Genomic DNA, 1015 nt, shown 5'->3' with positions numbered 1-1015 from the left:
AAAATATCCGCAAAAAACACTTGCAAGTGGGAGCCGTCCACATATGGAATTGGGTGCGCCGCGAAGAGATGCAGCTCTCCTTGGCGGCATGAGCGCGCTCGATGACATGGCGCTGTCGGACGAGGCGCTCGAGGCCTGGATGGCTGCCAAGACCAACCGCCCGCTGGTGCGGACCATGTCGGCGCTGGATGGCTTCGTAACGGCGGCGGTCACCGGGCCGCGCTACCCGGACCCGCAAGACTGGATGTGCCCGCTCATGGGGTTGCGGCGCGACGTCCTGGCCAAAGGGTCTGCAACCGATCACGCCGTGTTTGCCAGCGTCGCCAAGATCCACAACCGGATCAACGAGACGCTCTTCGACAGACCACGGGATTATGCGCCCCGATTCGCAACCAAGCCCAGCGGCGGCATCGACCCCCGGCCGTGGTGCCAGGGGTTCTACGCGGCCATGAATCTCAACATCAAAAGCTGGAGACGGCTACTCGACTCGACAACCCAACCACGGCCTGCTGCTGCCGATCCTGATCTACTGCGTCGACAAAAAGGAGAGGCCCGTCCTCGGCAAGCCCAGGCCGGGGCCCGAGACCGCGCATTTCATCGAACACGAGGCCTACAAAGACATCGCCCTCGTCATCCCCGCCCTACGCGAACTCCACTACGTCACCCGTTATGACGACCCGGAGTGATCGGCGCCGGCGCGCGGACCAACGACCGACCCGCCAAAGACACATCACCAGCGGTTTCAGGAAAGGTGCCTCGGCGCACCGCTTACGAGCAAACGACCTTCCGAAAGTTTGCGACAGAACCCCGAGCACGGCCTCACATTGGCCGCACGCAACGGCGAGTGGTATCAAGGGGCAGCTGTTCTGGGTCGGTGCCCCAGGGTTGCTCGGCAACAGGTTTAGACAAGGGGATTCAAGATTGAAGGTGGCCGTTGAAACATGTTCTTGTCATTGACGATGATGCCGCAATGCGGCGCCTCATCGCCGAGTATCTCACGATGCATGCCCTGAAG

Annotated in this window: 1 protein-coding gene and 1 pseudogene; both read left to right on the top strand. The window is 61.9% G+C overall.

The genetic code is table 11. The annotated features are described in order from the left end of the window. A partial coding sequence (locus NKH03_RS34755) for a UPF0149 family protein (protein WP_352973348.1) occupies positions 1–673 on the top strand: 673 nt, incomplete at its 5' end. 261 nt (positions 674–934) lie between these two features. Beyond that, a pseudogene (locus NKH03_RS34750) lies at positions 935–1015 on the top strand (DNA-binding response regulator); the annotation flags it as partial.

Source organism: Mesorhizobium sp. M1406 (genome assembly GCF_040317555.1).
Taxonomy (GTDB): domain Bacteria; phylum Pseudomonadota; class Alphaproteobacteria; order Rhizobiales; family Rhizobiaceae; genus Mesorhizobium.
The sequence above is the reverse complement of the archived record's forward strand: the minus strand, read 5'-3'. Positions and strand labels throughout refer to the sequence as shown.